Raw genomic sequence first — 26,598 nt, 5'->3', positions numbered from 1 at the left:
ACCCCGCACCCCTGAAACCAGACCCGCACCCCTGAGACCAGACCCCGCACCCCTGAGACCAGACCCCGCACCCCTGAGAACGGAGAAGCAGTCATGGCCCACGCCGTGGCGAAACCACCCCGGGTCACCCGGCGCCGTACGGGAGGCCCGGCCCGCCGCCTCCCGTATCTGCTGATCGCCCCCGCCGGGCTGCTGATGCTGGGCTTCATCGCCTATCCGATGCTCAGCGTCCTCTACTACAGCCTGCGGAACTACAACGTCACCAAGCCCTGGCGGAACGGCTACGCGGGCCTGGACAACTTCACCCGGATCCTCACCAGCGACCCGCAGTTCTGGGACACGCTCGTCTTCAGCGGCAAGTGGGTCGTCACCGAGGTGCTGTCGCAGCTCCTGCTCGGCCTCGTGCTCGCCCTGCTGGTGAACCAGACCTTCCTCGGCCGCGGTCTCGCCCGCACCCTGGTCTTCTCTCCCTGGGCCGTGTCCGGGGTGCTGACCACCACCATCTGGATGCTGCTCTACAACCCCTCGACCGGCATCAGCCGCTATCTCGCGGACGCGGGGATCGGCACCTACGGCACCTCGGTGCTCTCGGACACCGGGACCGTCTTCTGGGCCGCCGTCGTCGCCGAACTCTGGCGCGGTGTCCCGTTCTTCGCGATCCTGCTCCTCGCCGACCTCCAGTCCATCCCCAGGGACCTCTACGAGGCGGCCTCGGTCGACGGCGCGGGCCGGGCGCGGCGGTTCCTGCACATCACCCTGCCGCATCTGAAGGACGCGATCATCCTCTCCACGCTGCTGCGCGGCGTCTGGGAGTTCAACAACGTCGATCTGCTCTACACCCTCACCGGCGGCGGACCGGCCGGGCAGACCACCACCCTTCCGCTGTACGTCGCCAACACCGGGATCAACGGCCATGACTTCGGCTACGCCTCCGCGCTGACCACCGTCGCCTTCGTGATCCTCCTCTTCTGCTCGATCCTCTATCTGCGCCTGAGCAAGTTCGGAGGCGAGGCCAAGTGACCGCCGCACTCGCCGAGCAGGGCACCCTGCCCGCCGCCGCGGCCACCCCGCCGCCCGCCGCCCGCGGAAGGCGGCGGCGCGGGTCCGGCCGGGGCGTACCGCGCTGGCAGATCTATCTGCCGCTGGGCCTGTATCTGCTGTTCACCCTCGTCCCCTTCTACTGGATGCTGCTGTTCGCGCTGCGCCCCGCGGGCTCGAACGCGCTGGTGCCCTGGCCGGTCACCGGTGAGCACTTCCAGAAGGTGTGGAACGAGCGCAGCTTCGGGATCTTCTTCCAGAACAGCATGATCGTCGGCGTCGCCTCGCTGGTGATGACGACGGCGGTCGCGCTGGCCGGGGGCTATGCCCTCGCCCGCTTCGAGTTCCGGATCAAAAAGGGCTTCCTGCTGGCGCTGCTGGCGTCGCAGTTCATCCCGGGCGCGCTGATGCTGGTGCCGCTCTTCGAGATCTTCAAGAACCTACAGATGATCAACTCGCTGGGGAGCGTGGTCATCGCGGAGACGGTCTTCCAACTGCCCCTGTCGATCATCCTCATCAGCGGCTTCATCAAGAACGTGCCGGTGTCACTGGAAGAACAGGCATGGGTGGACGGCTGCGGCCGCTTCCGGGCCTTCTGCGCGGTGGTGCTGCCGCTGCTGCGCCCCGGGCTGATCGCGGTCGGCTCCTTCGCCTTCGTGCACAGCTGGAACCACTTCCTGTTCGCGCTGATGTTCCTCAGCTCCCAGGACAAGCAGACCATCCCGGTCGGCCTGAACACCCTCATCGGGGCGGACAGTGTCGACCTGGGCGCGCTCGCGGCGGGCGGGGTGATCGCCGCGGTGCCCGTGGTCATCGTCTTCGCCTTCATCCAGAAGTGGCTGATCACCGGCTTCAGCGCGGGGGCGGTCAAGGGTTAGGGGGCGTCCGGTGGCGCGCGTACGCCCGCGGCGGAGCCGCATATCGAGGCTTTCCCCTCCCCGCCCCTTCCCGCTACCAGGGGCTCCGCCCCTGGACCCCGGCGGTCTGGGGCGGACCCCCAGGGGCGGGGAGGGGAAAGCCGCGCCGACGCTCATCCCGGCGGCGGCTGGACGGAGCACATCTCCCACGGACAAGGAGGTCCGAAGATGCGCATGGTGTGCCCCCAGGAAGGGGGATTCCAGTGATACCTCTCGTCCTCGCGGGCGCCCGCGGCCACGGCCGCCGGCATCTGGACAACATCCGGCGGCTGACCGCCGAGGGAAAGGTCCGCCTCGCCGGGGTGTGCGAACTCGCGCCGCTCACCCGGGAGGAACTGGGCGACGGGCTCGGCGAGCCCGAGCAGTCCACCGACCTCGCCGCGCTCGTGACCCGTACCGGCGCCCGGATAGCCGTCATCTGCACCCCGATCCACACCCACGCCGACCTCGCCCTCGCCGCCGCCGAGCGCGGAGCGCACCTTCTGCTGGAGAAGCCGCCCACACCCTCGTACGCCGAATTCACCCGGTTGAGCGAAGGACTCCGCGGATACGGAACCGCTTGCCAGATCGGCTTCCAGTCGCTCGGCTCCCACGCCCTGCCCGCCATCCGGAAACTCATGGCCGACGGCCGCATAGGGGCGATCCGCGGCATCGGCGCGGCCGGGGCATGGGCCCGCGACGAGCACTACTACACCCGCGCCCCCTGGGCCGGACACCGCACCCTCGACGGCCGTGACGTCGTGGACGGCGTCCTCACCAACCCCCTCGCCCACGCCGTGGCCACCGCCCTGCATCTCGCCGACGCCGAACGGGCCGAGAATGTGGCCGGTATCGAGTTGGAGCTGTACCGGGCCAACGCCATCGAGGCCGACGACACCTCCTGCGTACGGATCCGCACCAGCCACGGCACCACCGTGGCCGCCGCCGTCACCCTGTGCGCGGAGGAGCCCGGTGAGCCGTATGTGGTCGTTCACGGCGACCGGGGCCGGATCACCTTCTGGTACAAGCTGGACCGGGTCCGTATCGAACGCGACGGGGCGCCGCCCGAGACCACCGGCCACGCGCGCACCGATCTGCTGGACAACCTCGTCGCGCATCTGCGCGACGGCACCGAACTGCTCGTTCCCCCGGACCGCACCGGCGCGTTCATGCGCGTGGTCGAGGCGGTCCGCACCGCCCCCGCACCGGTCCCGCTGCCCGCCGACGCCTGGCGCACCGAGTCCGGTGCGGGCGTCACCGAGCGAGCGGCCGAGCGGCGCGTGGTGACCGGCATCGACCGACTGGTCACCGCCGGCGCCGAGCGCCTCGCCCTGTACTCCGAATTACGCGCCCCCTGGGCCGCTCCCCCCACGGAGGTCCCGCACCCATGACACCCCTGACCCCCTCCAACCCCCTGATCCCCTCCACTCCGCTCACTCCCTCCCTCACCCGCCGTCCCCCGTGCACCCTGCTGCGCCATGAACACCGGGTCGTCGGGACGTATGTGCACCGCCCCGAACTGCCGGGCACGGTCGCGCCGCGCCCGTATCTGCACCCCGTGCGCACCCTCGGCGGCGTCCCCGTCACCGGGCTGCGGCCCGCCGAGGATCCGGCTCATCCGGGGGTGTCCATGGCCATCCCGGAGGTGGCCGGATGGGACTTCCGTGGTGGCCCCGGCAGACGGGACCACCACGGCAGTCAGCGCCACCTCAGCTGGCTGCTGCGCGACCCCGACGGATTCGTGGAAGAGCTGTCGTGGACGGCCGGTGGGCGGCAACTGCTCCTGGAGCGGCGCACGGTGGCCGTACGGTCCCTCGGCACGGAGTGCTGGGCACTGGACTTCACCTCGGCCCTCACCAATGTGACGGGCGAGGAGATCGCCCTCGGCGGGGCGGGCCAGGCGGGCGGCTTCTTCTGGCGCGTCCCCCGGCGCCCCGAGCCCGCGCATGTCTTCGGCGCCGACGGCGAGGGCGAGGCGGCGGTGCACGGACGGCCCGCGGACTGGCTGGCGCTGGCCACCGAGGACTGGACGCTGGTCTTCGTCGGCGCGACCGGCGACACCCGGGCCGACCCGTGGTGGGTCCGCACCGGCGACCACCCGGGCGTCGGCTCGGCCCTCACCTGGCAGCGCCCCCTGCCCCTAGCCCCCGCCGACACGGTCACCCGCCGCATCGTCACAGCGATAGCCGACACCCACCTAACCCACCCGGCAGCAGCCCGCCTGGCGAGCCACCTCTCAGACAAGGGCGCGGCCGTATGAACAGGGTTGTGGGCAATCGTCCCTCCCCCAGCTACCGCTGGGAGGTGCCCCCTGGCGGGACGGGTGGACACAACGACCCGCACACGGCCACGGCCCCCAGCCACAACGGCGCGACCCCAGCGACCACCGCCCGCAAGCGAACGCACATAGGAGATGGACGTACACCCATGAACCCACGGACCCGCAGAACCGCAACCGCCCTGGCCGCAACCCTCACCCTCGCCCTGACAGCCACCGCTTGCGGAGACGACGGCTCAACCTCCGGCAAGGAAGGCTCCGGCAAAGGCACCATCACCTTCTGGGACAACAACGGCGGCCCCCGCACCAAGATCTGGAAACAGATCATCGCCAAGTTCGAGGACAAGAACCCCGACATCACGGTCAAGTACGTCCCGATTCCGATCGCCAACGTGCAGTCGAAGTACGACACCGCCATCCAGAGCGGCGGCGACAGCCTGCCCGACGTCGGCGGCGTGGGCACCGCGTATCTGGCCAACCTCGTTGCCCAGGGCGCCCTCGACCCCGTGACCGACCGCATCGGCGACAGCGCCCTCAAGGGCAAGCTGATCAAGAACATGGTCGAGAGCGTCCGCACGGCCGGAGGTGACGACAAGGAGCTGTACTCCGTCCCGACCTCCGCCAACCAGGGCACCCTCTGGTACCGCACCGACCTCTTCAAGGCGGCGAAGCTGCCCGCGCCCGACAGCTGGGAGAACTTCTACAAGGCCGCCGACGAGCTGACCGACAAGGGCCGTAACAAGTTCGGCTTCACCCTGCGCGGCGGCGCGGGCTCGATCGCCCAGGCGCTGGACATGATGTACGCCCAGTCCGGCATCACGTCCTTCTGGAACGGCGGGGCCGGCGGGGACGGCGACAAGACCACCCTCAACGACCCGAAGAACGTCGCGGCACTCGAGAAGTACATCGCCCTCTTCAAGAAGGTCACCCCCGCCGCGGACCTCAACAACGACTTCGCCAAGATGGTCGCCCAGTTCGACCAGGGCGATATCGGGATGCTCCAGCACAACCTCGGCAGCTATGTGGACCACGTACGCCTGCTCGGCAAGGACAAGATCGCGGGCATACCGCTGCCGCCGTCCCGGCAGGGCGCGGCGCGCACCATCGTCTCCAACCCGGTCGACGGCCTCGGGCTGTTCAAGGCGAGCAAGAACAAGGCGGCGGCCTGGAAGTTCATCGAGTTCGCGGCCTCCCCGGAGATGAACAGCCTCTGGAACGAGGACGTCGGCGCCATCCCCGCCAACGTCGGCGCCGCGGACGACGACTGGATCGCGAAGGCCCCGCCGACCAAGGCCGCGCTGGAGTCGCTCAACGATCCGCGGACCAAGGTCGTCCAGCTGCCGTACTACCTTCCGGACTGGAACAACATCAGCAAGGCCGACAACGAGCCCAGCTTCCAGAAGGTGCTGCTCGGCAAGATGACCGCCAAGGCGTTCTGCGACAAGGTCGCCAAGGAGCTCAACGCGGCGCAGGCGGACTGGAAGAAGCACCGGAGCTAGCCACCCATGGGCCTTCGGGCCCCTCGGGTCCTCTATGAACTCCATGTATACCTGCGGTGTATAGTGCTCGCAGTTTGTGCTGCCAACTTTACGGATTTGCGCGGACGTTGGCGGCATGGCGACCACTATTGGCCACAAGAGGACTTCGGGGACATCAATGGGGCGAAAAGGTCGAATATCCGGGCTGGGCGTCAGTCTCGTCGGTGCCGTCTGCCTGACGCTGGGCCTCAGCGGCTGCGGTGCGTCGTACGACACCACCTCGCCGCGCAGCGCCCGGGAGCACGCGGCGTCGGACGCCGGCCACTCGACACCGGCCGCCTCCAAGCCGGATGTGCTCAAGAAGGGCGACGGGGCGAACGACAAGAGCGGCGCGAACGACCAGAACGGGGCGAACCCCTCCGTCGACTGCGCCGTCGCCAAATGCGTCGCCCTCACCTTCGACGCGGGACCCAGCGGCAACACCCCCCGCCTGCTGGAGATCCTCAAGCGCGAGAAGGCCCACGCGACCTTCTTCATGCTCGGCAAGAAGCACATCGAGAAACACCCCGACCTGGTGCGCCGTATCGCCGACGAGGGGCATGAACTGGCCAACCACACCTGGTCGCACAAGATCCTGACCAAGACCGACTCCGACGAGGTCCGCTCGGAGATCACCCGTGTCCAGACCGCCGTCAAGAAGCTCACCGGCCGTACGCCGCTGCTGATGCGCCCGCCGCAGGGGCGTACGGACGAGCGGGTCTCCAAGATCTGCCGTGAGCTGGGCGTGGCGCAGGTGCTGTGGAGCGTGACCGCGAAGGACTACCAGACGAACGACTCCGCGCTGATCGAGAAGCGGGTGCTGGACCAGACGAAGCGCGACGGGATCATCCTGCTGCACGACATCTACAAGGGCACGGTGCCGGCGGTGCCGGGGATACTGGCCAAGCTGAAGAAGGAGGGCTACACGGTGGTGACGGTCTCCCAGCTGATGGCCCCGGCCGTCCCGGAACCGGGCAAGGTCTATCGCCCATGAGGCAACAGACCGACACGATCTCCGTCGCGTCCGAACATCCTCGGCCACAAAATGATCAAGTGTTGTCGCAAGCTATCGCGATGCGATCGGGATTTCGTAATCTAAGAATCCTCGGGGACCCGGCAACCTAATCTGGACTGGCGGCAACTACGACATGGAGCGGGCCGGTCTGGATCCTCCGGCCCGTTCTCTCGACGCGGAACAGGAGTTGCCATGAAGCTGAGACGCAAACGGGGCCGCCACCGCCGCCGCAAGGATCGCACGCTGCCGCTCGGCAGCGCCGTGATCGTGGCGTCGGCCGTGGCCGGGGTCTATCTGACGGCTTCGCCGGAGGGCGCGAGCGCCGTGCCCACCACCCTGTATGTGGCCACCAACGGCAGTGACGGCAACACCGGCACCCTCAAGTCCCCCTACCGAAGCCTGGAGAAGGCGTTCTCCACCGCCAAGGCGGGCACCACCATCGAGGTCCGCGGCGGCACGTACTACCCCTCCAGGACCCTGCGCAGCTCCACCAGCGGCACCCCCCGTGAGCGTGTCCAACTGCGGTCGTACCGGGCGGAGAAGGTCCGGCTCGACGGCTCCCGGCTGGGCCGGGGCTCCTCCCTCGTCTCCCTCTCCGCCGACTACTGGACGGTCTCGGGGATCGAACTGCGCAACGCCCCGGGCGGCGGCCTGGTCTGCACCTCCTGCGCGCGCAACGTCTTCCAGGACCTGAGCACCCACGGCAACGGCGACACCGGACTCACCCTCCGCGGCGACGACACCAACGGCAACCTCATCCGGAACCTCGACTCCTACGCCAACCACGACGACGCCACCGGCGGCCAGCGGGCCGACGGCATAGCCATCACCCACGGCTCCGGTTCGGGCAATGTGGTCACCGGATCCCGGCTGTTCCACAACAGCGACGACGGCCTCGACCTGTGGATGTGGGCGAGCCCCGTCACCATCGAGCACTCCTGGGCCTTCGGGAACGGCCGGAACCGCTGGCACATCCCCTACTTCAAGGGCGACGGCAGCGGCTTCCAGCTCGGCGCCGACCGCCGGGACGCCCCCTCGCCCGCCCATGTCGTACGGTCCTCCGCCGCCTGGGCCAACACCAAGAGCGGCTTCGACGCGGGCGGCAACACCGGAGCCCTCCGGCTCCAGCGCACCACCTCCTTCGACAACTGGGGCAAGGGCTACGCCGTCGCCGGCTCCCGCGCCCAGCTGACCCGCAACCTCGCGCTCTCCAACGGCCGCGGCAGCGCCGACACCGGCCTCCTCGCCGTCTCGCGGGAGAACAACTGGGCGCCGGGCGGCCGGACCACCCCGCCGCTGGTCACCACCGATCCCACCACGGCCTTCGGCCCCCGGCGGCCGAACGGCTCGCTGCCGCTCACCGGCTTCCTCGTGGTCATGGACCGCACCGAGATCGGTTCGCCGATGAACTGAAACCCCGGGAAAACCTGAATCGCGCTCCTGGCGGGCACAATCCCATGATCCGGCACGCCGCCGACCCGCCCGCCGTCCCCCGAGGAGCGCGACCATGGCGAGACAGATCACGGACAAGGCCCCGGCCCCACCACGGCCCGGACTCCCCCTGCTCGACCGCTACTTCCGGATATCCGAGCGGGGCTCCACCCTCGGCCGGGAGGTCCGGGGCGGGTTCGCCACCTTCTTCACGATGGCGTACATCCTCGTCCTGAACCCGATCATCCTGGGCGGGGCGAAGGACAAGTTCGGCGAGCAGCTTTCCGGCACCCAACTCGCCACCTCCACCGCCTTGGTGGCCGCCGTGATGACGGTCCTGATGGGCATCGGCGGCAATCTGCCGCTCGCCCTCGCCGCGGGCCTCGGGCTCAACGCGGTCGTCGCCTTCCAGATCGCCCCGCAGATGAGCTGGGCCGACGCCATGGGCCTGGTGGTCCTGGAGGGCCTGATCATCTGCGCGCTGGTGGTGACCGGGCTGCGCGAGGCGGTGATGCACGCCATCCCGCAGGCGCTGAAGCAGGCCATCAGCGTGGGGATCGGGCTCTTCATCGCCTTCATCGGCTTCATCGACGCCGGGTTCGTCTCCCGGATCCCGGGCCCCACCGGCTCCACACCCGTACAGCTCGGCTCGGACGGGCGGCTCACCGGCTGGCCGGTGGTGGTCTTCTGCGTGGGGGTGCTGCTGACCATCGCGCTGATGGCGCGCAAGGCCAAGGGCGCCCTGCTGATCAGCATCGTCGTCTCGACCGTGCTCGCGATCGTCATCAACGAGATCGCCGACATCCGGCCGGAGGCATGGGGGCTGACCGTACCCACCCTCCCCGACAGCGTCGTCGACACCCCGGACTTCGGGCTGCTCGGCTCCTTCAGCCTCTTCGGGGCGTTCCAGCAGGTCGGTGTGGTCACCATCGTCCTGCTGATCTTCACCCTCATCCTGTCCGACTTCTTCGACACCATGGGCACGGTCGTCGGGGTGAGCAACGAGGCCGGGCTGCTGGACGCCGAGGGCCGGGTGCCGGGGCTGGGGCGGGTGCTGCTCATCGACGGTGCGGCGGCCGCACTCGGCGGCGCCGCGTCCGCCTCGTCCAACACCAGCTACATCGAGTCCGCGGCCGGGGTCGGCGAGGGCGCGCGCACCGGGTTCGCCAGCGTGGTCACCGGAGCGCTGTTCGGGCTCGCGCTCTTCCTGACCCCGCTGGCCACCGTGGTGCCCGCCCAGGCCGCCGCCCCGGCGCTGATCGCGGTCGGCTTCCTGCTGATGAGCCAGGTGCGGTCCATCGACTGGGAGCGGATCGACATCGCCGTCCCGGCGTTCCTCACCATCGCGCTGATGCCGTTCAGCTACTCCATCTCCAACGGGATCGGCGCCGGGTTCATCTCGTACGTGGTGATCAAGACGGTGCTGGGCAAGGCACGGGAGGTGCACTGGCTGCTGTGGGGGACGGCCGCGCTGTTCGTGGTCTACTTCGCGATCGACCCCCTGGAGCGGCTGCTCACCTGAGCCGCGCCGCCTCCGTCCTGGAACCCGTCCCGGAGCCGCCCCGTAAGACGTCCCGGGAACCGCCCCGCCCCGTCAGCTGTGGCCCATGATGGGGCGCGGGCGGTAGGGGGCCTCCAGGCGGGCCACCTCCTTCTCGTCGAGCGTCAGCCCGACCGCCGCGACCGCGTCCTCCAGATGGCGGGTCTTCGTGGCGCCGACGATCGGCGCGGTGACCGCGGGCCTGCTCAGCAGCCAGGCCAGCGCGACCTGCGCCGGGGACACCCCGCGCTCCTCGGCGATCGCGCGGGTGGCGTCCACGATGGAGAAGTCCGCGTCCGCGTACCACCTCTCCACCAGCGGATCGTTGCCCGCCCTGACCGTCTGCCCGGTGCGGTCCCGGTCGCGGGTGCCTGCCAGCAGCCCGCGCGCCAGCGGGCTCCAGGGGATGACGCCCACGCCCTGGTCCAGGCAGAGCGGGTTCATCTCCCGCTCCTCCTCGCGGTAGAGCAGGTTGTAGTGGTTCTGCATCGAGACGAACCGGGTCCAGCCGTGCGCCTCGGCGATGTGCTGGGCCTTGGCGAACTGCCAGGCGTACATGGAGGACGCGCCGATGTACCGGGCCTTCCCGGCCTTCACCACATCGTGCAGCGCCTCCATCGTCTCCTCGAGCGGCGTCTCGTGGTCGAAGCGGTGGATCTGGTAGAGATCCACGTGGTCGGTGCCCAGCCGCCGCAGCGAGGCGTCGATGCCCGCCATGATGTGCTTGCGGGACAGCCCGCGGTCGTTGGGGCCCTCGCCCATCGGGTGGTAGACCTTTGTGGCCAGGACGTAGTCGTCGCGGCTGGGGAAGAGCTCCCGCAGCAGCTCACCGGTGATCTCCTCGCTGCGGCCCACCGAGTACATGTCGGCGGTGTCGAAGAAGGTCACCCCCTCCTCGGCCGCGCGCCGCACGATCGGCCGCGCGTCGTCGATGTCCAGCTGCCAGGGCCGGTGCTCGGGGCTGCCGTAGCTCATCATGCCCAGGCAGATCCGCGACACCTTGACGCCCGACGTGCCGAGCCGTACGTACTCCATGCGTCTGCTCCTCCTGCTCGTCCGCCCGTTCGGCCGACCCGTCACAGCACACCACTCCGGCCGCCGGATTGTCAGCCCGGCGTGACGAAACCGCTTTCGTACGCGGCGATCACCGCCTGGGTGCGGTCCCGAACGCCCAGCTTGGTGAGCACCGCCCCCACATGCGTCTTGACGGTGGCCGGGCCCACCGCCATCCGGGCCGCGATCTCGGAGTTGGACAGCCCGTCGGTCATCAGCCGCAGCACCACGGCCTCCCGCTCGGAGAGCCGCTCGCGCAGCGCCCGCGCCGTCGCCTCGCGGTCCGGGCCGCGGGCGGCGGCGTGCTCGGCGGCCAGCGCCCGCACCGCGGCCGGGAACAGCAGCGAATCGCTGCGCGCCACCACCCGCACCGCCTGCACCAGCTCCGCCGCGCGGGCCCGCTTGAGCAGGAAGCCGCTGGCCCCGGCGCGCAGCGCGTCGTACACATAGCTGTCGTTCTCGAACGTCGTCACCACGATGACGCGCGGCGGGTCCGGCACGGTGCCCAGGATCCGCTCGGTGGCGCGGATGCCGTCCACATCGGGCATCCGGACATCCATCAGCACCACGTCCGGGCGCAGTTCACGGACCACCGGCACGGCCTCGGCGCCGCTTCCGGCCTCGCCCACGACCTCCAGGTCCGGCTCGCTGGAGAGGATCGCGCGCAGCGCGGTGCGCACCATCCGCTCGTCGTCGACGAGCACGATGCGCAGGGGGGACGGCGGGGCGCTCACGGGGGACGGCGGGGCGCTCACCGGGACGCCTCTACCGGGAGCCGGACCGTCAGCCGCCAGACGCCGTCCACGGTGTCCCAGGCACAGGTGCCGCGCAGCAGGGTGACCCGCTCCGCGATGCCGCGCAGCCCGCGGCCGCCGCCGGCGGTCCGTGCCCGGGCGGTTCCGTCCACCGGGTTCTCCATCGTGATCTCCACCTTCTTCGGGTCCTCGGCGATCCGGAGCCGCACCGGCACCCGGCCCGCGTGGCGCAGCGCGTTGCTGAGCCCTTCCTGGACGATGCGGTACGCCTCGCGGGAGACCACGGGCGGCAGCCGGTCCAGTGTGCCCGGGGCCGTCAGCTCGACGGCGACGCCCGCGGCCCGGGTGCGGGCGAGCAGCCCGTCCAGGTCCATCAGGGTGGGGGAGGGGGCGGTGGCCGGGGCGGCCTCCTCTTCCCGTAACAGGCCCAGCACGCTGTCGAGTTCGCCGACCGCCTCCCGGGTGGTCTCCTCGATGGCCGCCAGCGCCTCCCGGGCGAAGTCCGGATCGGAGTCGAGGACCTTACGGGCCGCGCTCGCCTGGAGGGTCACCGCGCTCAGCGCATGGCCGACCGAGTCGTGCAGCTCACGGGCGAGCCGGTTGCGGGAGGCCAGCCGGGCGGCCCGCTGCTCGGCGGCGGCGAGCCGCTCGGCGGGGGCCGGGCCGAGCAGCGCGGGCGCACAGCGGGCCAGCAGCGCCCCGGCGGCGGCGGCGATGCCCATGAGCGTGGCCAGCAGCGCCACCCCGGCCAACGGCGCCAGCGCGGTGGGGGTCGAGCCGAACGCGTCCGGCCAGCCCAGCCCGTCGGCGTACGAATCGTCGGTGAACGGCAGCGCGACCAGCAGCGCCGAGGCGGGCAGCAGGGACAGGAAGACCCCGCTGACCAGCCCGCCGATGGCCAGGTGCAGCGCGTACCAGAGCGCGGTGCGGGCGCGTGCGTCCCAGGAACCGGCGGGCCCGGCCGCGAGCTCCGCGGACTCCGGCAGCCCGCACAGCGAGCGCGCGGCGGTGGCCTCCAGGGGGCGTACGAGCGGCAGGAGCGCGGTCGGCGCGGCCAGCGGCAGGGCCGAGGCGAAGGTGCCCAGCTGCCAACCCAGCGAGGTGAAGGGATCGGCACCGTGAGCCAGCATCGCGAAGACCACGGTGGTCAGCAGGTAGTACGGCATCAGCAGGGCGCCGCCGAGCACCAGATGGACCCAGCGCAGCTGGGTCCGGCGGCCGACCACCGTTCGGACCGCCCGCCGCCACCACACCCCGGTCACCGGGGCAATCCGACGGTCATCCGCACAGCGTAGGGCAGATTCACGGGTGCCGGGCTGGGTCTGGACCATGGCCACCAGCCTCCCGGCGCGGCGGGCGCCGCGCGTCACCCCGTCCGACGATCCCCCTCCGCCGTGCGGTGGAGTGGGCCGTCCTCCCCTGGGTCAGAGGCGGCGCGTCGCGAGGGTGAGCCGGTCCCGGGCGTCGAACAGGGCATCCTTGATCATCTGCTCATGGGTGGGGGTGAGCCGGGCCACCGGCACCGAGCAGCTGATGGCGTCGCGCGAGGGGGTGCGGTACGGGATGGCGATGCCGAAGCAGCGCAGGCCCAGGGTGTTCTCCTCGCGGTCCACCGCGTACCCCTGCTCCCGGATGAGGTGCAGCTCCTCGATCAGCTTCTCGCGGTCGGTGATGGTGTGCTCGGTGAGCTGGCTCAGCGTCTCCGGCAGCAGCTTGCGCACCTGCTCGTCGGAGTACGTGGCCAGCAGCGCCTTGCCCAGCGAGGTGGAGTGGGCGGGCAGCCGGCGGCCGACGCGGGTGAAGGGGCGCAGATAGTGCTGCGACTGCCGGGTGGCGAGATAGACGACATTGGTGCCGTCGAGCCGGGCGAGGTGGATGGTCTCGGTGGTGTCGTCCGAGAGCCGGTCCAGGGTGGGGCGGGCGGCGGCCACGACCTCGTCGCCGTCGATGTAGGAGGTGCCGACGAGGAGGGCGCGCACCCCGATCCCGTAGCGGGTGCCGGTGGCGTCCGTCTCCACCCAGCCGAGCTCCACCAGGGTGCGCAGCAGCATGTAGAGGCTCGACTTGGGATAGCCCACGGCCTCCTGGACCGCGGCGAGGCTGTGCATCCCGGGCCGCCCGGCGAAGAACTCCAGCAGTTCGACCGTGCGGACCGCCGATTTGACCTGGGCCCCGCCTGTCTCGGCAGCTGACATCGCCTTGACCCCTCTGTTCGACCAGCCATAGAGTCCCGAGGGGAAATTCATCACCCGGGACAGCGTTCAGCATATCGAACACCGTCGATGTGTGTGACGCAAGCAGCGGTAACACCACAGCAGGAGGAATCCGCGGTGTCAGCACCAGTGTGGAGCGTCGACCCCCGAACCGGAAAGCAGCGTGAGCAGGTAGCGGTCGAAGCCACGGCGGAGGAGGTCGACCGCGTGGTGCGCGCGGCGCACGCCGCCCGCGGCTCCCTGGCCGACCGCGCGGTGCGCGCCGCCCTGCTGCGCACCGCCGCCGATCTGCTCGACGAGGCCCGTGACCAGCTGGTCGAGGCCGCCGACGCGGAGACCGCACTCGGCCCCGCCCGGCTCACCGGTGAACTCGCCCGCACCACCTACCAGCTGCGGTCGTTCGCGGCCATCGTGGACGAGGGCGCCTTCCTCGACGTCCGCATCGACCACGCCGACGCCACCCAGACCCCGCCCTGGCCCGATCTGCGCCGCTACAAGCTGCCGCTCGGTGTCGTCGCCGTCTACGCCGCCAGCAACTTCCCGCTCGCCTTCTCCGTGCCCGGCGGGGACACCGCCAGCGCCCTCGCCGCGGGCTGCCCGGTGGTCGTCAAGGCCCACCCGGACCACCCCGCCACCTCCGAGGTGGCCGCCTCCGCGCTGCGCCGCGCCGCCGAGCGGGTCGGGGTGCCCGCCGATGTGATCGCGGTGGTGCACGGCTTCGACGCGGGTCTTGAGCTGGTCAAGCACCCGCTGATCGCCGCCGCCGGGTTCACCGGCTCGGTCCGCGGCGGCCGCGCGCTGCACGACGCGGCGGCCTCCCGGCCGGTGCCGATCCCCTTCCACGGCGAACTGGGCAGCCTCAACCCGGTCGTGGTCACCGAGGCCGCGGCGAGCGAGCGCGGCGACCAGATCGGCGCCGGGCTCGCGGGCTCCATGACGCTGGGCGTCGGCCAGTTCTGCACCAAGCCCGGCTTTGTGCTGGCCCCGGCCGGCCCGGCGGGCGACGGCCTGCTGAAGTCCCTCACCGACGCGGTCAGCAACACCGACGCCGGGGTCCTGCTCGACCACCGGATGCGGGACAACTTCGTCGCCGGGATCAAGGAGCGCGTCGAGCTGGCGGACGTGGAGGCACCGGTCACCCCCGGCTCCGGCGGTGAGCACACGGTCAGCGCGGGCTTCCTGACCGTCCCGGCGCGGCGGCTCGTCGAGGGCGGCCCGCACGATGTGCTGCTGGAGGAGTGCTTCGGCCCGGTGACCGTCGTGGCGCGCTACGAGAGCGACGACGAGATCAGCGCGGTGCTCGGGCGGCTCCCGGGCAACCTCACCGCCACCGTCCACCTCTCCGCCGCCGAGGGCGAGGGCACCGAGGGCCGGGCCGGTGAGCTGCTCGCCGAGCTCACCCCGCTGGCCGGCCGGGTCCTGGTCAACGGCTGGCCGACCGGTGTCGCGGTCGCACCCGCCCAGCACCACGGCGGCCCCTACCCGGCCACCACCTCCACCTCCACGTCGGTCGGCGGCACCGCCGTCGAGCGCTGGCTGCGGCCGGTCGCGTACCAGGACACCCCGGCCGCGCTGCTGCCGCCGGAGCTGCGCGACGAGAACCCGCTGGAGCTGCCGCGGCGGATCAACGGCGTCCGGGAGCAGCGCGGCTGACCCCCCGGAACGACGGCCCGGCCGCCGGACCCGCGGATCTGACCCGCGCGTCCGGCGGCCGATTCACGTCGGCGGTCACCCGGGCGCCGCGTAAGCCATCGGAATCGCCGCTGGTCAGCGGGTATGTATAAGGATCGCTTGAAGGCATCCGACACGGAAACGCGATGGACGCCGGGGTGCGCCCGTCCCATAGTGGATGGACATGGAGAGCCTGGCGGGCGCCGAATTCGCGCCACACACGACGTATCTCACCACCGCGTCCAGCGGTCTGATCCCCGCACGCTCCGTAGCCGCCGTGCAGGCGGTCCTCGACGGCTCGGCCGCCGGACAGCCCATCGTCGACGTGTCCTTCGAGGCGGTCGAGGCGAGCCGCGCCGCCTACGCCCGGCTCGTCGGCGTACCGGCCCGGCGCGTCGCGGCCGGCAGCTCGGTCGCCGTGTACGCGGGGATGATCGCCACCTCGCTGCCGCCCGGGGCCGAAGTCCTGGTGGCCGACGGCGACTTCAGCTCCCTGGTCAACCCCTTCGCCGTCCGCGCCGACCTCAAGCTGCGCGGCGCGCCGCTGGAGGAGATCGCGGAGGCGGTGCGTCCCGGTACGGCGCTGGTGGCCGTGAGCGCGGTCCAGTCGGCGGACGGGCGGATCGCCGATCTCGCCGCCATCCGGGAGGCCGCCCGGGCCCACGGGGCCCGCACGCTGGTGGACACCAGCCAGGCGGCCGGCTGGTTCCCGGTGAACGCCGCCGAGGCCGACTACACGGTCTGTGTGGCCTACAAATGGCTGATGTGCCCGCGCGGGGCCGCCTTCCTGACCGTGCCCGAGGACCTCGGCGACCTCACCCCCGTCTTCGCGGGCTGGGTCGCGGGCGAGGAGCCCTGGGACAGCTGCTACGGCCCGGTGCGGGAACTCGCCCACTCCGCACGGCGCTTCGACGAGAGCCCGAGCGTGTACGCGTACGTCGCGGCCCGGCACTCCCTCGCGCTGATCGAGGAGCTGGGCACCGAGGCCATCGCCGCGCATGACCGCGCGCTCGCCGACCGCTTCCGGGACGGGGTCGTCGCGCTCGGCCACCGGCCCGTGGCCGCCCCGGGCTCGGCCATCGTCTCCGTACCGGGCCTGGGTGACGCCGCGTCCCGGCTGGCGGAGGCGGAGGTGCATGTCTCGGCGCGGGCCGGCAACCTCCGCGCCTCGTTCCACCTGTACAACACCGCGGCCGATGTGGACCGGCTGCTGGAGAAGCTGTCCGGCTGACGGCACAGAAACCTGGCAGAAACCTGGTGGCACGAAAATCTGAGGGAAGTCGGGGCACTCCGGCTTCCCTCAGATCACGGACGTCACGTCATCCCACGGCGGCCATCACCGTACGGGCGTGAAGTCCCTCGCGCCGATGAACTCCGGCCGGCGGACCGGTGCGGCGAACGGCTCGACCGCCGTGTTCTCCACGCTGTTGAACACGATGAACACATTGCTGCGGGAGTACGGCGTGATGTTGTCGCCGGACCCGTGCATGCAGTTGCAGTCGAACCACGTCGCCGACCCGGCCAGGCCGGTGAACAGCTTGATGCCGTGCTTGTCGGCGAAGCCGGTGAGGGCCTCGTTCGACGGGATGCCGGCGTCCTGCATCTGGAGCGACCGCTTGTAGTTGTCCTTCGGCGTGGCTCCTGCACAGCCGAGGAAGGTGCGGTGCGAGCCCGGCATGATCATCAGGCCGCCGTTGGTGTCGAAGTTCTCGGTCAGGGCGATCGAGACCGACACGGTCCGCATGTTCGGCAGGCCGTCCTCGGCATGCCAGGTCTCGAAGTCCGAGTGCCAGTAGAAGCCTGAGGCCCCGAAACCCGGCTTGACGTTGATCCGGCTCTGGTGGACATAGACGTCCGAGCCCAGGATCTGCCGTGCGCGACCCACCACTCGCGGGTCGCGCACCAGGTTCGCGAAGACCTCGCTGATCCGATGCACCTCGAACACCGACCGTACGTCCCTGGACTTCGGCTCGATGATCGAGCGTTCGTCGGCCCGCACGTCCGGGTCGGTGACCAGCCGGTCCAGTTCGGCGCGGTACACCGCGACCTCATCCGGAGTGATCAGCTGGTCGATCGCCAGGAAGCCGTCGCGATCGAAATCGCTCAGCTCGGACGGTTGCAGCGGCCCCGGAGCCCCGGGCTCGGACCACACCACCGGGTCCACGCGCGGTGTGGCCACCTCCACGGCACCACGGGTCGGGTACAAGTCAGTGACCGTGGTCATCGGATCATGCCTCCTCGGTCTCGGTGATCAGCGGGTATACGCCGTTCTCATCATGGTCCTCCCGTCCGGTGATCGGCGGGTTGAAGACACAGACGCACCTGAAGTCCGTCTTGGGGCGCATTGTGTGCTTCTCATGCCCGTCCAGCAAGTACATGGTGCCGGGCGTGATCCAGTGCTTCTCACCGGTCTCGTCGTTGGTCAGCTCGGCCTCACCCTCGACGCACAGCACCGCCTCGATGTGGTTGGCGTACCACATCGACGTCTCGGTGCCCGCGTAGAGGATGGTCTCGTGGAGCGAGAAGCCGACGCCCTCCCGGGCGAGCACGATGCGCTTGCTCTCCCAGGTGCCGGACTTGGACTTGATGTGCCTCTCGGTGTCCTCGATGTCCTTGAAGGATCGGACGATCACGGTGAGATCTTGCCTTTCTCTTCTCTGCGGTGCGGGAGGGTTATGCGGTCTCGCGGACCGCGCGGGCGAGGGTCCGCAGCCCCTCGTCCAGGTCTTCGGGGGAGATCGTCAGCGCGGGCAGCAGCTTGACGACCTCGCTCTCGGGGCCTGAGGTCTCGACCAGCAGGCCGAGTTCGAAGGCGCGCTTGCAGACCGCCGAGGCGCGCGACTTGTCCTCGAACTCGATGCCCCACACCAGGCCACGGCCGCGGAAGTGGGCGCCGGACTGCTCCTCGCAGATGGCGCGCAGGGCCTGCTCGACCTGCTCGCCGCGGGCGAGGGTCTGCTTCTCCATCTGGCCGTCCGCCCAGTAGGTGTCCAGCGTGGCGGCGGCGGTGACGAACGCGGGGTTGTTGCCGCGGAACGTGCCGTTGTGCTCGCCGGGCTCCCAGATGTCCAGCTCGGGCTTGAAGAGGGCGAGCGACATCGGCATGCCGTAGCCGCTGATGGACTTGGAGACGGTCACGATGTCCGGGGTGATGCCCGCCTCCTCGAAGGAGAAGAAGGCGCCGGTACGGCCGCAGCCCATCTGGATGTCGTCGACGATCAGCAGCATGTCCTGGCGCTCGCACAGTTCGGCCAGGGCGCGCAGCCACTCGGGCCGGGCCACGTTGATGCCGCCCTCGCCCTGCACCGTCTCGACGATCACGGCGGCGGGCTTGTTGAGGCCGGAACCCTGGTCCTCCAGCAGCCGCTCGAACCACAGGAAGTCCTCGACCGTGCCGTCGAAGTAGTTGTCGAACGGCATCGGGGTGCCGTGGACCAGCGGGATGCCCGCACCGGCGCGCTTGAAGGCGTTGCCGGTCACGGCCAGCGAGCCCAGCGACATGCCGTGGAAGGCGTTGGTGAAGGAGACGATCGACTCGCGGCCCTTGACCTTACGGGCCAGTTTGAGCGCGGCCTCGACGGCGTTGGTGCCGGTCGGGCCCGGGAACATGACCTTGTAGGGCAGGTCGCGCGGCCGCAGGATGTTGTTCTGGAACGACTCGAGGAACGCGCGCTTGGCCGTGGTGGACATGTCCAGGCCGTGGGTGACGCCGTCACGCTCGATGTAGTCGATCAGCGCCCGTTTCAGCACCGGGTTGTTGTGGCCGTAGTTGAGCGACCCGGCTCCGGCGAAGAAGTCGAGGTAGGTGTGGCCGTCCTCGTCGTACATGTGGCTGCCCTGCGCGCGGTCGAAGACAGCAGGCCAACCGCGGCAGTAGCTGCGCACCTCCGACTCCAGGGCCTCGAAGACGCTCAGGGCGGGCGGGGTGATGGTCACAGCGTTCTCCTGGGAGAGGGGTGTGAGGGGGGTGAGGAGGGGGTGAGGGATCGGGGGTGGTCGATCGAGGTCGGGGTCAGGTCCGGTCGGCGTGCGGGCCGAACGGACCGATGCGGTAGAGCACCTCGGGCTCATGCGCACCGTCGGGGAACAGACCGCCGTGGAAGAGCACCTCACGCTCGAGCGCGGCTTCGTGCCGCTCGGCGAACGAGGTGAACAGCCGGTTCGAGGCGGTGTTGTCCGGGGTGATCGTGGTCTCGATGCCGCGGACGCCGGTCGCGGCGACCCGCTTGACCAGCCCGTCCAGCAAGGTGGCGGCCAGTCCACGGCCACGCCAGGCGTCGTCGACGGCGACCTGCCAGACGACCAGGGTCTCGGGGCGCTCGGGCCGGACGTAACCGGTGATGAAGCCGACCGGTCCGCCGTCGGCGCCGCGCGCCACTACGGATGTGGCGGCGAAGTCGCGGCACCACAGGAGGTAGCTGTAGGAGGAGTTGAGGTCCAGGGTTTTGGAGTCGCGAGCGATTCGCCAGATCGCGGCTCCGTCCTCGACGCGCGGAGTGTCGAGAGACAGGCCCTCCGGCAAATCCAATTCGCTACGGACTAGGTCTGCTTGTGCGGCGGTCATGCAAATTCAATTTACCCAGCAGAATCAGAAAATGCATCGTGGTGGGGGGTTACGTGGAGGGGGGTCGATGTGTTATCACGCGGGGGCGCGTGCGCGCGCGGCCGCTCGCCTAAAGGTGGTGATTTGTGGGGGAGTTACTGGGGCAAAGCGGACCTCGTGTGGAGTCCGTCACATGTGCGTAACTGGCCGGTGACTCGCTTGAATTTTGATGGCAGGATCCCGTGAAAAATTTTGTGTTTAGGAATCACAAAAGCGGGCAGACGAATGTGGAAGCAGTAGCGGAAAAACGCGGAGAATTTCTGGCCAAGCTGCCATGAATTCAATCTCCCACGGTGAACTGAGGGAAGTCGCCCCGCACCGCGAAGGCCCCCGAGGCGCCGTTGCCCGAGGCCGCGTAGGCGTCCCGCCCGGTGTCCCGGTCGCCCTCGGCGTGGTTGTACTGCCCCGCGAGGACATACCGGCCCGGGGCCACGGTCGCCCCCTTCCGGAGCGTCCAGCGGTAGACCAGCACACCGTCCTCGGCATGGGTGGCGGTGGTCACATCGCCGGTCGGCAGCGAGGTCCAGGCCCCGGTGGACCGCACATCCCCGGTGTCCGCCACCCGCAGCTCCACCGTCAGCGAGGTCAGCGGCCTGCCGATGGTGAGCGTGATGTCGCTCTGCGCCCAGTACGGGTTGGAATGGGAGTTGATGGCGCCCTTGGATCGCACGGTCGGCTCGGCGAGGTGGTTTGGACCGGCCGCGGTGGGATAGGCGCTGGGCGTGTGCCGCTCAGCATCGCTCTGCGACCCGGCGTCCGGCTCGTCCCCGGGCCGCCGGTCCGGGTCCGCGCTCGCACTGTCCGCGCCGGCGCCCGCGCCCGCCGGGGGCTCGGCGGGCTCGCTCGAGGTGCGCACCGTCTGCGGTCGTTCGGCACCGTCCGTGGCCACCACCGCGATCCCCGTCACGGCGACCGCCGCGGCCAGCCCGGCGACCGGGCTCACCACCCGGGTCCAGCGCGCGCTCGTCCGCGGGGCGCGGCGCCGGCTGTCGGCCGCCATGCCCGCCGTGACCCGGGCCAGCATCCGGATCCGGTCCGGTTCATGGGAGGCGGCGGCCGTACGCAGCTCGGCGACGACATCGCGGGCCTCGGGGTGGTCGCGGCTGTCGGGACGGTTGCGGCCGTCGGGGCGATTGCGGCTCTCGGGGTGCTCGCGATGCTCGATCATCAACTGCCCCCTCCTGCATGCCCGGCGTGGCCCATGTGGCCGGAGTGGCGGGCTGGGCCGGTGTGGCTCGTGTGGCCTGTGCGGCCCGTGTTTCCGGCGCGGAGCGTTCGTACCGTCCGTCCTGTCCGCTCGGCCTCGGTGGCCGCGGACAGTTCCTCCCCGTCCTCGCCGTCCGGAGGACCGAGCAGCCGTTCCAGCTCGGCGATGCCGCGAGAGGTCTGGCTCTTGACCGTGCCCACCGAAATGCCCAGCGTACGGGCCGTCTCCCGCTCGGAGAGGTCGAAGGCGTGGCGCAGCACCACACAGGCGCGCTTGCGGAACGGCAGCCGGACCAGCGCGGCCTGCACATCCACCACGGCGGACACATCCGGGTCGTCCACGCGGTCGGGGCGCTGCGAGGAGAAGAGCGCCACGCGGCGCCGCTCGCGCACCAGGCTGCGGATCCGGGACCGGGCCAGATTGGCGACCACACCCCGGGCGTACGCGGCCGGGTGGTCGGCGGCCCGCACCCGGTCCCACTGGTGCCAGACCGCCACCAGCGCGTCGGCCGCCAGGTCGTCCGCCCCGTCGGAGCTGCCGAGCAGCAGATGGGCGAGGCGGGCCAGCTCGGCGTGGTGCCGCTCGAAGAAGTCCCGGAACTCGGCTTGTGGATCGGCCGGTAAGGCGTCGGCGGGCAGGGCGTCCGCCGGTAAACCCGCGGCGGACAAGGCGTCGGGGGACAGGGCGTCGGCCGGTAAGCCGTCGGGGCCCTCCGGTGCGTCGGGCGCCTGCGGGGAGACGTGCCCCGGCCCCCCTGGATCCCGTGGCGGGCCCGTCATGCGCGCCGCGTCCATCCGTACGGCTCGCGCGGTGCCCGAGGCGGCCGCGTCATCGGCGGGAGCGCTCACGAGGACCTCCTCACTGCCGCTCGTCCGGTGGGTTGCGTGAGCGTAGCAGCGCTCTGCGTGTTGTTCGAGTGGCGCCGTTCCCGCTGATGGGAATTGGCCGGTCAACGCCCTGCTCCGGTCTCGTACAGTGCGTTGCATGAGGGATAGCGCGGTGCTCCACATCAAGGGCCGGGTCCTGGTCGGACCGGACACCGGCGACGCTGCCGGGGACGTACGGGACGAGCTGTGGGTGGTGGACGGCAGGATCACCTTCGAGCGGCCGTCCGGGGCCAGGGACATCCGGCTGATCGAGGGCTGGGTGCTGCCCGGCCTCGTCGACGCCCACTGCCATGTCGGACTCGACGCCCATGGCGCGGTGGACGACTCGACGAGCGAGAAGCAGGCGCTGACCGACCGGGACGTCGGGGCGCTGCTGCTGCGGGACGCCGGATCGCCGGCCGACACCCGCTGGATCGACGACCGCGAGGATCTGCCCCGCATCATCCGGGCCGGCCGCCATATCGCCCGCACCAACCGCTACATCCGCAACTACGCGCATGAGATCGAGCCCGAGGACCTGGTCGCCTATGTGGCCGCGGAGGCGCGGCGCGGCGACGGCTGGGTCAAGCTGGTCGGCGACTGGCTCGACCGGGAGACCGGCGACCTCGGGTCCTGCTGGCCGCGCGGCGCGGTCGAGGAGGCCATCGCGGAGGCGCACCGGCTGGGCGCACGGGTCACGGCGCACTGTTTCGCCGAGGAGAGCCTGGCCCCGCTGGTCGAGGCGGGGATCGACTGCGTCGAGCACGCCACCGGGCTCACCGAGGAGACCATCCCGCTGTTCGCCGAGCGGGGCGTGGCGATCGTGCCGACCCTGGTCAACATCGCCACCTTCCCCCGGCTGGCGCTGGGCGGCGAGGCGAAGTTCCCGCGCTGGGCCGAGCATATGCGGCGGCTGCACGCGCGCCGCTACGAGACGGTGCGGGCGGCCTACGACGCGGGCATCCCGATCTACACCGGCACGGACGCGGGCGGCGGCCTGGCCCATGGGCTGGTCGGGCAGGAGGTCGCCGAGCTGGTGAAGGCGGGGATCCCGGTGCGCGACGCGCTCTCGGCGGCGACCTGGGGAGCGCGGGACTGGCTCGGGCGGCCGGGGCTCACCGAGGGCGCCTCCGCCGATCTCGTCGTCTACGACGCGGATCCGCGCGCCGATGTGCGGGTGCTGACGACGCCGCGGCGGGTGGTGCTGCGGGGACGGGTGGTCGGCTGACGCGGCGTCGGGGGCTGATAGCGGCGGGGCGGTCGGGGCTGAGACGGGCGGGGGACAGGTGGGGGGACGGGTGGGGCGAGGGGTGCCGGAAGGGAACGTGGTTCGAACTGGGCGGCGAACCACACCCTTTGGGATGAACGGACATCATGTGTCTGCCTGTTTACCCTCAGTGCGCAAATATGGCGTGGTCGAGGCCGTCGGCGCCCGTGGAGTCCCCCGCGGCAGGCGCCGGCGGCTCCATGTCTCCTGTGGGGGTCCACTCACGTGTCCTGTTCCAGTAACACCAACTTCGGCATGCCCACCCGCCGTCTGGCGGCCGCCACTGCCGCTGCCGCGGTCTCCGTCCTGGGGCTGCTGCCCGCGGCGACCGCGCAGGCCGACACCGGTGCCACTACCGGTAAGGCGGGTGCGGTCGTGCTCCGCACCGATCTCGATGTCTCCCTGCTCAACAAGACCGTCAGCGCTCCGCTCTCGGTCGTGCTGAACGATGTGCACGCGCCCGCGACCGCCAGCAAGACGGCGCTCAGCGCGAGTGTGGACGGCGTGGACGGGGGCCGGCCGTTCAATGTCCTACGGGCCGATGTGGCCACCGCCCGGGCCGCCGCGGACAAGCAGCGCGCCGAGGGGTACTCCAACCTCGTCAACGCCCAGGTGCATGTCCCGGGCCTGGCCGCGGTGCCGCTGATCACGGTCGAGCAGGTGACCTCGAAGGCGGTGTGCGCCGTCGGGAAGCGGCCGACCGCCCACTCCAACCTGCTCGGCAGCGTCAGCGTGCTCGGTCAGAAGGTCACCCTGCGCACGAGCGGCACCACCACGGTCGATGTGCCGTCGCTCGGCCAGGTCCGGCTCGACCTGTCACGGACGGCCACCACCTCGCGCACGGCGGCGGCCACGGCCCTCAACCTGAAGGTCTCCGTGAACCCGCTCAAGCTGAACGTCTCGGAGGTCGAGGGGCAGGTCACCCTTGCCCGGGCGACCTGTGAGTCGCCTGTGGCCGCGGCGGTCGAGCCCAGCCCGAGCGTGGGCTCCCAGACCAAGCCCGAGCCCAAGCCGGAGCACCTGGCCGAGACCGGCGGCAGCTCGGCCACGCCGTACCTGGTGGCCGGTGGCGCCCTGCTGCTCGCGGTGGGCGGCGGCGCCGTCGTCCTGGCCCGCCGCCGTCGGGCCGCCACCACCCGCGGCGACGCCGCCTGACGTCGGCCCGCCGGCCCCGGCACCCGCGCCACCCGGCGCGGGCGCCGGGGCCGGGGCGCGGATGAACGACCGCCGCACATCGCGCCACGTCCTGCGGAGCGCCTAGGCGGCCGTCTCCGCTATCGCCTTCGTCAAGGCGATGACGAAGCGATCCGTCGTGGCGCGGTCGCGGACGGCGAGCCGGAGCCACTCCGGGCCGAGGCCCGGGAACGTGTCACCGCGGCGGACGGCGAAGCCCAGCTCCCGCAGCCGGGTGCGGATCGCCGCCGCGCCCTCCACGCGGATCAGCAGAAACGGTCCGGCCGCCGGGCCGCACACCCGCACCTCGGCCGACTCCGCCAACTCGGCCAGCCGGTCGGCGAGATGGGCCCGGTCGGCGGCCGTACGGTCGGCGGCGCGGGCCGCCTCGGCGAGGGCGGACGGGGTGCAGCACGCCTCGGCCGCCGCCAGGGCCGGGCTGGATACCGGCCACAGCGGCTGGACCCGCTCCAGCGCCGTGATGGTGTCCGGCTCCGCCAGTACATAGCCGATCCGCAGCCCCGCCAAGCCCCAGGTCTTGGTGAGGCTGCGCAGCACCACGAGCCCCGGCACATCGGTGCGGGCCGCCAGTGACTCCGACTCACCCGGGACGGCGTCCATGAACGCCTCGTCCACCACCAGCGTCCGGCCCGGCCGGGCGAGCCCGGCCACGGCATCGGCCGGGTGCAGCACGGATGTGGGGTTGGTGGGGTTGCCGATCACCACCAGATCGGCGTCCTCGGGCACGGCCGCCGGGGCCAGCCGGAAGCCGTCCCGCTCGTCGAGAACCACGCGCTCCACCGGGTGCCCCGCGTCCCGCAGCGCCGACTCCGGCTCGGTGAACTGCGGATGCACCACCACCGGCCGTCGGGCCGGTATGGCACGGGCAAGCAGGACGAACGCCTCCGCGGCGCCCGCGGTCAGCAGCACCCGGCCGACCGGAAGCCCATGGCGCGCGGCGACCGCCTCCCGCGCCACCCGCCCGTCCGGATACGCGGCCAGTGCGTCGAGGGACGCGGCGATACGGGCCTTGAGCCAGTCCGGAGGCGTACCGGCCCGGACATTGACCGCGAGGTCCGTCAGGGCGGCGTCGGCACCCCGCACCTCCGCGTCCCCGTGATGTCGCAGATCGAACCCGGCGGACCCGCCATCGGCGGCGGGCCCTGCCGCGGGCAGGTCCGCCGATGGCTCAGCGGGCATCGGCGTGGGCGTCCGGATGCGCGAAGGCATGGGCCTCATCGCTGAATCCGGCGCGCTCGCTGGTGTCGGCCACCTCCTCATAGCGATCCATGACCAGGTCGGCCAACTCCCGCGCCGGGCCGATGACATCGGCCGGGACCACCTCGACCTCGGGGTGGGCGAGCCCCCAGCCCTCCGCCTGCTGCCGCACCCGCTCCAGGGCGTCACCCTCGAACAGGAAGTACGGCAGCACCACGACCCGCCGCGCCCCCAGCATGGCGCAGCGGTCCAGGCCGGAGGCCACATCCGGGGCGGCGAGCGAGGCGAAGGCGACCTCGACGCCCGCGAAGCCACGGCCCTCCCACAGCAGCCGGGCCGCGCGGTGCACCTCGGCGTTGGCCTCGGGGAGCGGCGAACCGTCGCCCACCAGCAGCACGGTCGTCTCCGCGCGGTCCGAGGGCAGCCGGGGCCGATTGCCCAGCGCCTCGTCGAGCCGCCGCTCCAGCAGGCTCAGCAGTGTGCGGTGCGGGCCGAGCGGCCGGGCGGAGGCGAACGAGGCGTCGGCGTGCCGCTCCGCCTCCTGGGCCAGCGCGGCGGCGATGCCGTCTCTCGGGGGAGCCGCGGGGATCAGCGTCATCGGGACGACCGCGAAGCGGGTCACCCCTTCCCCGACGAGCCGGGTGACCGCGTTGGACAGCGGATGGCTGCCCGGTCCGGTGAGGCCACCCGCCACAGGCAGGTCCGGGTGGCGTGCGGCCAACTCCCTGACGAATGCCTGGAAGGCGGCGGCATGCCTTTCGTCTCGCGTGCCGATACCTGCGATGAGCAGGGCGGGCGGGGTCGTCACGAGGTCTCCTTGGTGCAGGTGGTGCGGGTGTCACGGTCGGCGGGGGGCG

The 26,598-nt window shown here is 71.2% G+C and carries 24 protein-coding genes; 12 read left to right on the top strand and 12 right to left on the bottom strand.

The genetic code is table 11. From position 1 onward, the window contains the following. The first annotated feature begins 93 nt into the window (after window positions 1-93). The 8 genes from ACT2CW_RS41470 to ACT2CW_RS41435 all read left to right on the top strand — a co-directional run bounded on the left by ACT2CW_RS41470 (window position 94) and on the right by ACT2CW_RS41435 (window position 9,697). A complete protein-coding gene (locus ACT2CW_RS41470) occupies window positions 94-1,020 on the top strand; it encodes a carbohydrate ABC transporter permease (RefSeq protein WP_445520327.1) in 927 nt (308 codons plus the stop codon). After that, entirely contained in the window at window positions 1,017-1,916 is a 900-nt protein-coding gene (locus ACT2CW_RS41465) for a carbohydrate ABC transporter permease (RefSeq protein WP_445520326.1), read from the top strand. Before ACT2CW_RS41470 ends, ACT2CW_RS41465 begins: the two co-directional genes overlap by 4 nt. A gap of 242 nt (window positions 1,917-2,158) precedes the next feature. Further along, the gene (locus tag ACT2CW_RS41460) at window positions 2,159-3,325 is read left to right on the top strand and encodes a Gfo/Idh/MocA family protein (protein ID WP_445520325.1); all 1,167 of its coding nucleotides are present in this window, start codon (window positions 2,159-2,161) and stop codon (window positions 3,323-3,325) included. Next, window positions 3,322-4,194, top strand: a complete 873-nt coding sequence (locus ACT2CW_RS41455; RefSeq protein WP_445520324.1) for a DUF6807 domain-containing protein — start codon at window positions 3,322-3,324, stop codon at window positions 4,192-4,194. The genes ACT2CW_RS41460 and ACT2CW_RS41455 overlap by 4 nt, the downstream gene beginning before the upstream one ends. A gap of 167 nt (window positions 4,195-4,361) precedes the next feature. Continuing rightward, on the top strand, window positions 4,362-5,711 hold the full coding sequence (locus ACT2CW_RS41450; RefSeq protein WP_445520323.1) for an ABC transporter substrate-binding protein: 1,350 nt from the start codon (window positions 4,362-4,364) through the stop codon (window positions 5,709-5,711). Between the two features lie 157 nt (window positions 5,712-5,868). Continuing rightward, the gene (locus ACT2CW_RS41445; protein ID WP_445520322.1) at window positions 5,869-6,723 is read left to right on the top strand and encodes a polysaccharide deacetylase family protein; all 855 of its coding nucleotides are present in this window, start codon (window positions 5,869-5,871) and stop codon (window positions 6,721-6,723) included. 213 nt (window positions 6,724-6,936) lie between these two features. Continuing rightward, on the top strand, window positions 6,937-8,157 hold the full coding sequence (locus tag ACT2CW_RS41440; RefSeq protein WP_138911230.1) for a right-handed parallel beta-helix repeat-containing protein: 1,221 nt from the start codon (window positions 6,937-6,939) through the stop codon (window positions 8,155-8,157). A 94-nt stretch (window positions 8,158-8,251) separates the two neighbouring features. Then, complete coding sequence (locus tag ACT2CW_RS41435; protein ID WP_164430116.1) at window positions 8,252-9,697, top strand: NCS2 family permease; 1,446 nt, start codon at window positions 8,252-8,254, stop codon at window positions 9,695-9,697. Window positions 9,698-9,769: 72 nt separating this feature from the next. Here the strand turns inward: ACT2CW_RS41435 and ACT2CW_RS41430 are convergent, their stop codons facing one another. The 4 genes from ACT2CW_RS41430 to ACT2CW_RS41415 form a co-directional block, all read right to left on the bottom strand. Beyond that, window positions 9,770-10,750 carry an aldo/keto reductase gene (locus tag ACT2CW_RS41430; RefSeq protein ID WP_138911232.1) on the bottom strand — a complete coding sequence of 327 codons (981 nt, stop codon included), beginning with the start codon at window positions 10,748-10,750 and terminating at the stop codon, window positions 9,770-9,772. Window positions 10,751-10,821: 71 nt separating this feature from the next. Continuing rightward, on the bottom strand, window positions 10,822-11,523 hold the full coding sequence (locus ACT2CW_RS41425; protein ID WP_311766856.1) for a response regulator transcription factor: 702 nt from the start codon (window positions 11,521-11,523) through the stop codon (window positions 10,822-10,824). Next, window positions 11,520-12,785 (bottom strand): sensor histidine kinase, encoded by a 1,266-nt coding sequence (locus ACT2CW_RS41420; protein ID WP_445520321.1) that lies wholly within the window; start codon window positions 12,783-12,785, stop codon window positions 11,520-11,522. The genes ACT2CW_RS41425 and ACT2CW_RS41420 overlap by 4 nt, the downstream gene beginning before the upstream one ends. A gap of 162 nt (window positions 12,786-12,947) precedes the next feature. After that, complete coding sequence (locus tag ACT2CW_RS41415) at window positions 12,948-13,718, bottom strand: IclR family transcriptional regulator (RefSeq protein WP_020872266.1); 771 nt, start codon at window positions 13,716-13,718, stop codon at window positions 12,948-12,950. A gap of 135 nt (window positions 13,719-13,853) precedes the next feature. Between ACT2CW_RS41415 and ACT2CW_RS41410 the strand changes: the two genes are divergently transcribed. Together ACT2CW_RS41410 and ACT2CW_RS41405 are read left to right on the top strand one after the other, a co-directional pair. Beyond that, window positions 13,854-15,389: an aldehyde dehydrogenase (NADP(+)) gene (locus tag ACT2CW_RS41410; RefSeq protein ID WP_445520320.1), complete on the top strand. Its 1,536-nt coding sequence runs from the start codon at window positions 13,854-13,856 to the stop codon at window positions 15,387-15,389. A 202-nt stretch (window positions 15,390-15,591) separates the two neighbouring features. Then, window positions 15,592-16,638, top strand: coding sequence for an aminotransferase class V-fold PLP-dependent enzyme (locus ACT2CW_RS41405; RefSeq protein ID WP_445520319.1), 1,047 nt, complete (start codon window positions 15,592-15,594; stop codon window positions 16,636-16,638). Between the two features lie 105 nt (window positions 16,639-16,743). Here ACT2CW_RS41405 and thpD read toward each other — a convergent pair whose 3' ends face one another. The 6 genes from thpD to ACT2CW_RS41375 form a co-directional block, all read right to left on the bottom strand. Continuing rightward, entirely contained in the window at window positions 16,744-17,631 is an 888-nt protein-coding gene (thpD, locus tag ACT2CW_RS41400) for an ectoine hydroxylase (RefSeq protein WP_445520318.1), read from the bottom strand. 4 nt (window positions 17,632-17,635) lie between these two features. Further along, window positions 17,636-18,040, bottom strand: a complete 405-nt coding sequence (locus tag ACT2CW_RS41395; protein WP_137977423.1) for an ectoine synthase — start codon at window positions 18,038-18,040, stop codon at window positions 17,636-17,638. 40 nt (window positions 18,041-18,080) lie between these two features. Further along, the gene (ectB, locus tag ACT2CW_RS41390) at window positions 18,081-19,343 is read right to left on the bottom strand and encodes a diaminobutyrate--2-oxoglutarate transaminase (RefSeq protein WP_164430107.1); all 1,263 of its coding nucleotides are present in this window, start codon (window positions 19,341-19,343) and stop codon (window positions 18,081-18,083) included. A gap of 76 nt (window positions 19,344-19,419) precedes the next feature. Next, the gene (ectA, locus tag ACT2CW_RS41385) at window positions 19,420-19,971 is read right to left on the bottom strand and encodes a diaminobutyrate acetyltransferase (RefSeq protein WP_445520317.1); all 552 of its coding nucleotides are present in this window, start codon (window positions 19,969-19,971) and stop codon (window positions 19,420-19,422) included. 319 nt (window positions 19,972-20,290) lie between these two features. Beyond that, the gene (locus tag ACT2CW_RS41380) at window positions 20,291-21,178 is read right to left on the bottom strand and encodes a hypothetical protein (RefSeq protein ID WP_445520316.1); all 888 of its coding nucleotides are present in this window, start codon (window positions 21,176-21,178) and stop codon (window positions 20,291-20,293) included. Continuing rightward, window positions 21,178-21,783, bottom strand: coding sequence for a SigE family RNA polymerase sigma factor (locus ACT2CW_RS41375; RefSeq protein ID WP_414083635.1), 606 nt, complete (start codon window positions 21,781-21,783; stop codon window positions 21,178-21,180). The genes ACT2CW_RS41380 and ACT2CW_RS41375 overlap by 1 nt, the downstream gene beginning before the upstream one ends. Before the next feature lie 418 nt (window positions 21,784-22,201). On the opposite strand from ACT2CW_RS41375, the gene ACT2CW_RS41370 reads away from it, so the two are divergent. Next, entirely contained in the window at window positions 22,202-23,311 is a 1,110-nt protein-coding gene (locus ACT2CW_RS41370) for an amidohydrolase family protein (RefSeq protein ID WP_445520315.1), read from the top strand. Window positions 23,312-23,605: 294 nt separating this feature from the next. Next, window positions 23,606-24,505 carry an SCO1860 family LAETG-anchored protein gene (locus tag ACT2CW_RS41365; RefSeq protein WP_166483635.1) on the top strand — a complete coding sequence of 300 codons (900 nt, stop codon included), beginning with the start codon at window positions 23,606-23,608 and terminating at the stop codon, window positions 24,503-24,505. Window positions 24,506-24,607: 102 nt separating this feature from the next. Here ACT2CW_RS41365 and cobC read toward each other — a convergent pair whose 3' ends face one another. Beyond that, on the bottom strand, window positions 24,608-25,723 hold the full coding sequence (gene cobC / locus ACT2CW_RS41360) for an Rv2231c family pyridoxal phosphate-dependent protein CobC (RefSeq protein WP_445520314.1): 1,116 nt from the start codon (window positions 25,721-25,723) through the stop codon (window positions 24,608-24,610). After that, entirely contained in the window at window positions 25,713-26,549 is an 837-nt protein-coding gene (locus ACT2CW_RS41355) for a sirohydrochlorin chelatase (protein ID WP_445520313.1), read from the bottom strand. The genes cobC and ACT2CW_RS41355 overlap by 11 nt, the downstream gene beginning before the upstream one ends. Window positions 26,550-26,598: the final 49 nt, after the last annotated feature.

Source organism: Streptomyces sp. NEAU-174 (genome assembly GCF_052665095.1).
This window is presented reverse-complemented; position numbering and strand designations above follow the sequence as displayed.

Excerpts from the sequence above, each read along its gene's own strand:
- ACT2CW_RS41470 (WP_445520327.1), top strand. The coding sequence starts at position 94 with ATGGCCCACGCCGTGGCGAAACCACCCCGGGTCACCCGGCGCCGTACG.
- ACT2CW_RS41455 (WP_445520324.1), top strand. The coding sequence starts at position 3,322 with ATGACACCCCTGACCCCCTCCAACCCCCTGATCCCCTCCACTCCGCTC.
- ACT2CW_RS41450 (WP_445520323.1), top strand. The coding sequence starts at position 4,362 with ATGAACCCACGGACCCGCAGAACCGCAACCGCCCTGGCCGCAACCCTC.
- ACT2CW_RS41445 (WP_445520322.1), top strand. The coding sequence starts at position 5,869 with ATGGGGCGAAAAGGTCGAATATCCGGGCTGGGCGTCAGTCTCGTCGGT.
- ACT2CW_RS41440 (WP_138911230.1), top strand. The coding sequence starts at position 6,937 with ATGAAGCTGAGACGCAAACGGGGCCGCCACCGCCGCCGCAAGGATCGC.
- ACT2CW_RS41435 (WP_164430116.1), top strand. The coding sequence starts at position 8,252 with ATGGCGAGACAGATCACGGACAAGGCCCCGGCCCCACCACGGCCCGGA.
- ACT2CW_RS41430 (WP_138911232.1), bottom strand. The coding sequence starts at position 10,750 with ATGGAGTACGTACGGCTCGGCACGTCGGGCGTCAAGGTGTCGCGGATC.
- ACT2CW_RS41415 (WP_020872266.1), bottom strand. The coding sequence starts at position 13,718 with ATGTCAGCTGCCGAGACAGGCGGGGCCCAGGTCAAATCGGCGGTCCGC.
- ACT2CW_RS41405 (WP_445520319.1), top strand. The coding sequence starts at position 15,592 with ATGGAGAGCCTGGCGGGCGCCGAATTCGCGCCACACACGACGTATCTC.
- thpD (WP_445520318.1), bottom strand. The coding sequence starts at position 17,631 with ATGACCACGGTCACTGACTTGTACCCGACCCGTGGTGCCGTGGAGGTG.
- ectA (WP_445520317.1), bottom strand. The coding sequence starts at position 19,971 with ATGACCGCCGCACAAGCAGACCTAGTCCGTAGCGAATTGGATTTGCCG.
- ACT2CW_RS41380 (WP_445520316.1), bottom strand. The coding sequence starts at position 21,178 with ATGATCGAGCATCGCGAGCACCCCGAGAGCCGCAATCGCCCCGACGGC.
- ACT2CW_RS41370 (WP_445520315.1), top strand. The coding sequence starts at position 22,202 with ATGAGGGATAGCGCGGTGCTCCACATCAAGGGCCGGGTCCTGGTCGGA.
- ACT2CW_RS41365 (WP_166483635.1), top strand. The coding sequence starts at position 23,606 with ATGCCCACCCGCCGTCTGGCGGCCGCCACTGCCGCTGCCGCGGTCTCC.
- cobC (WP_445520314.1), bottom strand. The coding sequence starts at position 25,723 with ATGCCCGCTGAGCCATCGGCGGACCTGCCCGCGGCAGGGCCCGCCGCC.